General features: G+C 66.6%; 7 protein-coding genes and 1 tRNA gene. 6 read left to right on the top strand and 2 right to left on the bottom strand.

Annotated features, from left to right (window positions below; genetic code table 11):
* Nucleotides 1–78 precede the first annotated feature (78 nt).
* Nucleotides 79–1,917, top strand: a complete 1,839-nt coding sequence (glmS, locus tag AC3WRI_RS13575; protein ID WP_010813351.1) for a glutamine--fructose-6-phosphate transaminase (isomerizing) — start codon at nucleotides 79–81, stop codon at nucleotides 1,915–1,917.
* 76 nt (nucleotides 1,918–1,993) lie between these two features.
* Here glmS and AC3WRI_RS13570 read toward each other — a convergent pair whose 3' ends face one another.
* Nucleotides 1,994–2,380, bottom strand: a complete 387-nt coding sequence (locus tag AC3WRI_RS13570) for a TetR/AcrR family transcriptional regulator (RefSeq protein WP_232626213.1) — start codon at nucleotides 2,378–2,380, stop codon at nucleotides 1,994–1,996.
* Between the two features lie 38 nt (nucleotides 2,381–2,418).
* On the opposite strand from AC3WRI_RS13570, the gene AC3WRI_RS13565 reads away from it, so the two are divergent.
* The gene (locus AC3WRI_RS13565; protein WP_492293420.1) at nucleotides 2,419–2,553 is read left to right on the top strand and encodes a hypothetical protein; all 135 of its coding nucleotides are present in this window, start codon (nucleotides 2,419–2,421) and stop codon (nucleotides 2,551–2,553) included.
* A 29-nt stretch (nucleotides 2,554–2,582) separates the two neighbouring features.
* On the opposite strand, the gene AC3WRI_RS13560 is transcribed toward AC3WRI_RS13565, so the two are convergent.
* Complete coding sequence (locus AC3WRI_RS13560; RefSeq protein ID WP_492293419.1) at nucleotides 2,583–3,524, bottom strand: LysR family transcriptional regulator; 942 nt, start codon at nucleotides 3,522–3,524, stop codon at nucleotides 2,583–2,585.
* 106 nt (nucleotides 3,525–3,630) lie between these two features.
* Here AC3WRI_RS13560 and AC3WRI_RS13555 point away from each other — a divergent pair, with 106 nt between their 5' ends.
* The 4 genes from AC3WRI_RS13555 to AC3WRI_RS13540 all read left to right on the top strand — a co-directional run bounded on the left by AC3WRI_RS13555 (nucleotide 3,631) and on the right by AC3WRI_RS13540 (nucleotide 6,313).
* Nucleotides 3,631–4,623 (top strand): Bug family tripartite tricarboxylate transporter substrate binding protein, encoded by a 993-nt coding sequence (locus tag AC3WRI_RS13555; protein ID WP_492293418.1) that lies wholly within the window; start codon nucleotides 3,631–3,633, stop codon nucleotides 4,621–4,623.
* A 294-nt stretch (nucleotides 4,624–4,917) separates the two neighbouring features.
* Complete coding sequence (bfr, locus tag AC3WRI_RS13550) at nucleotides 4,918–5,394, top strand: bacterioferritin (protein WP_010813355.1); 477 nt, start codon at nucleotides 4,918–4,920, stop codon at nucleotides 5,392–5,394.
* Between the two features lie 82 nt (nucleotides 5,395–5,476).
* Nucleotides 5,477–5,551: transfer RNA gene (locus AC3WRI_RS13545), tRNA-Cys, on the top strand.
* Between the two features lie 318 nt (nucleotides 5,552–5,869).
* A complete protein-coding gene (locus tag AC3WRI_RS13540) occupies nucleotides 5,870–6,313 on the top strand; it encodes a GNAT family N-acetyltransferase (protein WP_010813356.1) in 444 nt (147 codons plus the stop codon).
* The last annotated feature ends 23 nt before the right edge of the window (nucleotides 6,314–6,336 follow it).

Below are 6,336 nucleotides of genomic sequence, written 5' to 3'. Positions count from 1 at the left end.
GCCTCGGCGAGGCGGCGCCACAGGATTCATACCGGCGCCTGAGGTCTACGGGCAGGCGCCAGCAAACGGGGGTTCAGCATGTGTGGCATCGTCGGCGCGGTTTCCACGCGCAATATCGTTCCGGTCCTGATCGAAGGGCTGCGCCGCCTGGAGTATCGCGGCTATGACTCGTGCGGCGTCGCCGTCGTGCGCGACGATGCGGTCGAGCGTGCGCGCACCGTGTCGCGCGTGGCCGACCTGGACGCGCAGACGCAGGCTTCCGGCCTGTCCGGCTTCACCGGCGTGGCGCATACGCGCTGGGCCACGCATGGCAAGCCCGATACCGTCAACGCGCACCCGCACCTGTCGGGCGAGACCATCGCGCTGGTGCACAACGGCATCATCGAGAACTACGAGCCGTTGCGCGAAGAACTGCGCGCGGTCGGCTACGGCTTTGAATCGCAGACCGATACCGAGGTGGTTGCCCACCTGATCCACCAGGCCTACACCTACCCCAGCAGTGCCACGCGCGGCGACCTGTTCGCCTCGGTGCGCGCGGTGACCAAGCGCCTGCACGGCGCCTACGCCATCGCCGTGTTCGCCAAGGACCAGCCCGGCCGCGTGGTCGGCGCGCGCGCCGGTTCGCCGCTGGTGGTGGCGCTGGGCGAGAACGAGGCCTTCCTGGCCTCCGACGCGCTGGCTGTGGCCGGCACCGCCAACCGCATCATCTACCTGGAAGAGGGCGATGTGGTCGAGCTCACGCTGGACGGCGTGACCATCCACGACGTCGACGACCATCCGGTCGAGCGCGAGGCGCGCGTGGTCGAAGCGCACGCCGCGTCGGTGGAGCTGGGCCCGTACCGCCACTTCATGCAGAAGGAGATCTTCGAGCAGCCGCGCGCGCTGGGCGACACGCTGGAAGGCATTGAAAGCATTTCGCCGGAGCTGTTCGGCAGCGGCGCCGCCGAGGTCTTTGCCGGCATCGACAGCGTGCTGATCCTGGCCTGCGGCACCAGCTATTACTCCGGCTGCACCGCCAAATACTGGCTGGAGAGCATTGCCAGGATCCCGACCCAGGTCGAGGTCGCCAGCGAATACCGCTACCGCGAGACCGTGCCCAATCCGCGCGCGCTGGTGGTGGTGATCTCGCAGTCCGGCGAGACCGCCGACACCATGGCCGCGCTGCGCCATGCGCGCGCGCTTGGCCACGTGCACACGCTGGCGGTCTGCAACGTGGCCACCAGCGCCATGGTGCGCGAGACCGAGCTGCGCTTCCTGACGCGCGCCGGCACCGAGATCGGCGTGGCCTCGACCAAGGCCTTCACCACGCAGCTGGCCGCGCTCTACATGCTGACGCTGGCGCTGGCCAAGGTGCGCGGCCTGCTGACCGAAGACGCCGAGGCCAAGGCCCTGACCAACCTGCGCCACCTGCCCGCCGCGCTGCATGGCGTGCTGGCGCTGGAGCCGCAGATCATCGCCTGGTCGGAAGACTTCGCGCGCCGCGAGAACGCATTGTTCCTCGGCCGCGGACTGCATTACCCGATCGCCCTGGAAGGCGCGCTCAAGCTCAAGGAAATCTCCTATATCCATGCCGAGGCCTACCCGGCGGGCGAGCTCAAGCACGGCCCGCTGGCACTGGTCACCGAAGCCATGCCGGTGGTCACCGTCGCCCCCAACGACGCACTGCTGGAAAAACTCAAGTCCAACATCCAGGAAGTGCGCGCCCGCGGTGGCCGCCTGTACGTGTTTGCCGACAGCGACACCCAGATCCAGTCGTCCGACGGCATCCAGGTGATCCGCCTGCCCGAGCACTACGGCGATCTCTCGCCGATCCTGCACGTGGTGCCGCTGCAGCTGCTGGCCTACCACACGGCCTGCGCGCGTGGCACCGACGTGGACAAGCCGCGTAACCTGGCGAAGTCAGTGACGGTGGAGTAAGGCGCGGGCAGCCCCGCTGCGCTTGCTGGAAGAACCAAGAGGCCCCGCGGGGCCTCTTGGCATTGGCGGCGCGTGGCTATGCCACGTACAGCAGGAACGCCCGTGCCATCTCCATATCCAGCCGCCGGTCCGACAGCGCAAAGGTGCTGTCGCGGTTGATCAGCGCGTACAGCAGCGTGCCGGCCAGCGCCTGGTGCGCAAAGCGGATGCGCAGTTCCAGTTCCGGCGAGGCGCCCGCCGGGTGGAGTTGCGCAAGCGGCTCGGCCATGCCCTTGCGCAGCGTGGCCAGCACCAGGGCTTGCAGCGCCCTGAAATAGCTATCCTTGCCTTCGAAGCGGCTGTAGAACGCGCCGGTCGTGACGCCGGCCTGCGCGCAGATTTCCTGGATCGAGACCTGTTCCAGCGTGCGCTCGCAGCAGCCGGCGGCCGGCTTCCAGCAGCAGCAGCGTGGTGCGCAGGCCACGCGAATAGCGCGGTGCGATCCTCGCCATCGACGCATCGGTGTCGTCGCTGGCCGGCGTGCTGGCGTCGCTGGCCGGCCTGTACGTGGACAACCCTGAGCGCTCGCGCCGCCGGCTGGCCGCGCACCTGCCGTCGCGTGTCGAAGCTGTGCAGCCCGCGGTCGCTGCTGGCTGAATCCCCAACGCCCGGGCCATGACCTGGGCCTACAGCCCGGCACCGCCGCCGGCTTGCGCCACTGCTTCATGCACCAGCGCCGCGAAGACGCGCATGGCCGGCGACGGTGAGCGCCCGGCCAGCGACACGATCCCATACTGCGCCCTCAGCTCGGTTGGCGGGTGCATCGGCAGGGCCACGGCCAAGCCTTGCGCGCAGGCCTCGGCCATCATCGCCACGGGTACCAGCGCCACGGCATCGACGGCCAGCAGCAGCGAGCGCAGCGCGTGCATGTCGTTGCAGGTGACGGTCATCAGCCCGGGCGCGTCCTCGGAAACCGGGCCGCTGCCACCGCTGGCTTGATGCAGTGCCTGCCGGAAGAAGCGCAGGATATGCGCCGGCAGCCGCGTCCCTGCCACCGGATAGGCGCGCAGCTCGGCCAGGGTGACTTCGCGCTGCCGCGCCAGCGGGTGCCCGCTGCGCACGAAGAATGCCGTTTCCAGTGCCGGCAGCCGGTCAATCTGCAGGTGTCCCAGTTCCGCCAGGCTGCGGCTTTCGCCTACAAAGACATCGAGGCGTTCCGCTTCGAGCGAACGCCGCATGGCCGGCGTGTCCGCGGTCTCCAGGTCGATGCGCAGATGCGGGTAGCGCCGCACCAGCGTCTCGAGCACGGGATCGAGCAGGAACGATGCCGCGAACGGCCCGAAGCCCGCGCGGATCGTGCCGATCTCTACTTCCTCCAGCAGTTGCAGGTCGCGCCGCAACTCGCGCTGTTCGCGCAGCATGCGGCGCGCGCGTTCGAGCGCCAGCATGCCCGCCGCGGTTGGCCGCACCTTGCCGTAGCTGCGGTCGATCAGCGGCCCCAGGTCCGCTTCCAGCGCCTGGATGCTGCGGGTGAGCGCCGGCTGCGACAGGTGCAGGGCGCCGGCGGCTCGGGCAAAACTGCCTTGCTCGACCAGCGTGACGAAGTGATGCAGCTGCCTTAGACCCATGAATTAATCATTCTTGCATCAAAAACTGAAAAATATTGCATTGGACGTAATTTCTCAAGCCAGCTAACGTTGTCCCCCAAAACCATAAGGACGACCTGGAGACGACATGAACCGACGCGCATCGCTCGCGCTGGCCGCTGGTGGGCTGATTGGCGGGCTTTCGCTCAGCCTGGCCCTGCCCGCCGCGGCACAGACCTATCCCGCCAAACCAATCCGCATCGTGGTGCCTTATGTGGCCGGCGGCGGCACTGACACCATCGCCCGTGCCATGGGCGAAAAGCTCAGCAAGCGCCTGGGCCAGCCCGTGGTGGTGGACAACAAGGCGGGCGCCTCGGGCATCATCGGCACCGACGCCGTGGCCAAGGCCGCGCCGGATGGCTACACGTTGTTGATGACCCTGACGCAGTCGGTGCTGACCAACCAGTTCCTGTACCAGAAACTGCCCTACGACCCGCGCAAGGACCTGACCATGATCAGCGTGCTGGCCGATGCGCAGCTGGTGCTGGTGGCCCATCCGTCGGTGCCGGCGCGCACCGTGCGCGAACTGGGCGATTACGCGCGCAGCCGGCCGGGCAAGCTCAGCTATGCCTCGTGGGGCGTGGGTTCGCTGTCGCACCTGAGCGGCGCCTACTACAGCAAGCTGGTGCATGGCCAGGCCGCGCACGTGCCCTACAAGGGCGAGGCGCCGATGATGCAGGCCCTGCTGGGCGGGCAGGTGCAGTTCGGCTTTGCCAGCATCCTGACCGCCAAGCCCTATATCCAGAGCGGCAAGCTCAAGGCGCTGGCGGTGACCGGCACGCAGCGCAGCAGCGCGCTGCCTGACATGCCCACCTTCGCTGAGTCCGGCATGCAGGACAGCGCCTTCAAGACCGTCGGCTGGATCGGCCTGGTGGCGCCGGTGGGCGTGCCCGCGCCGATTCTCGCCAGGCTTGAAGGCGAAGTGCGCGCCATCCTGCAGGCGCCCGACATGCAGGAGCGACTGGTCGCGCTGGGGCTGCGCACGGTGGGCAGCTCGCCGGCCGAGGCGCAGGCGCTGTATGCGCGCGACTGGCCGGTGCTGAAGACGCTGGTGGCGGATTCGGGCGCGAAGCTCGACTGATTTTCACGGGTGGCTCCCGATGGCGGGCGGCGCGGCAATTGCCGTGTGCGCCCGCTCTTCTATTTGCACGATGCCGAGCGAAGCGCTTTTGAAAACCGAATGGAAACCATTGGTATTCGCATCCGCAATGGCGCGTGAAAACCCGGTGAAAATGCGGCGGCGAGGCCGAATCTGCTTGATGTCCGCTCTTGCCGGACTACCATGAAGTCCGCGGCGGGATAATCACTGCGGGGTTTTCGTGATTACGAAAATGAGAGTGGGTCCATCGGTTTTGAGGGGGCGTTGGGGGCAGTCATGAAAAGCGACAAGAAGGTGATCCAGTTGCTCAATGGCCAGCTACGCCATGAGTTGACCGCAATCAACCAGTATTTCCTGCATGCCCGCATGTACCGGCATTGGGGGCTCGGTGCGCTGGGCAAGCACGAGTACGAGGAATCGATCGAGGAAATGAAGCACGCGGACAAGCTGATCGAGCGCATCCTGCTGCTCGATGGCCTGCCCAACCTGCAGGACCTGGACAAGCTGCTGCTCGGCGAGAACACCGAGGAGATGCTCGGCTGCGACCTGAAGCTCGAACAGGTGTCGCAGGCCAGCTGCAAGGAAGCGATCAAGTTCTTCGAGTCAGTCGGCGATTATGTCTCGCGCGAGATCGTGGTCGATATCCTTGCCGACACCGAGGAACATATCGACTGGCTCGAGGCGCAGCTGGAACTGGTGAACAAGGTCGGGTTGCAGAACTACATCCAGTCCGCGATGGGCGGCATCGGCTAGCCTTGCCGTCTCCTGCAAAGATTTCCATTTCCCGCTACACTGCGGCCCGCAGCACGTAGCGTCGCACAGACGCGGCGTCAGCGGCGGGGTGGCAGAGTGGTGATGCAACGGCCTGCAAAGCCGTATACGACGGTTCGATTCCGTATCCCCGCCTCCAGTTTTCTTTGCCTGGCACAAGTTGCCGGGCAGTCTTGCGTGCGCCCGCGCAATTTCCCCCATTTTCATACGCGTGTCACAGGGACCTTTCATGCACGGCAGCCATGTCGTGGTGCGCGTAGTTGCCGTGATCGCGAGGGCCATTTCGGACACCTCTGTTCCGTTACTTCCCCAATAGAACAACGCCACTGAATCGGGTAATGTTGCCTGCCAGGCCACATGGCCTGCGTGCAACCCGTGCCGCCGGATGGCGGCACAACCATGTCCGGGCTTCCATGGTGTCCCCGTCGCGAGGTGATGTGAGAAAGAGAGGCTCCAGATGATCAAGGACTTGCGGATCCGGGCGGCCATGCCCTCGGACGCGCCAGCCGTGGGCAGCGTGCTGGAACGCTGCGGCCTGCCCGTGGACGATGTGGCCCGCTTGCTCGAGCACTTCCACGTCGCCATCCTTGGATCGCAGATCATTGCTTGCGCTGCCGGCGAGCGTTTCGGCGAGACCGTGGTGATCCGCAGCGTTGCCGTATTGCCGGAACACCGCGACCAGGGCGTGGCCACGCATGTGGTGCGCGCCGCGCTGATGCGCGCACGCGCCAACGGCGCGCGGCGCGCGGTGCTGCTGGCCTCAAGCTGCCCGAGCTATTTCTCGCGTTACGGTTTTACGCTGGTGCCGGCCGCGAAGCTGCCGGCCGAGGTCATGTCATCGAGCGAATTCCACCGCCATACCGATACGCCGCCGCTATGCATGTGGTGCGAGTTGGACTGAACCCGCAAGCACCGCTGGCACGC

It is taken from the genome of Cupriavidus sp. FW305-27, from assembly GCF_058787995.1.
The sequence above is the reverse complement of the archived record's forward strand: the minus strand, read 5'-3'. Positions and strand labels throughout refer to the sequence as shown.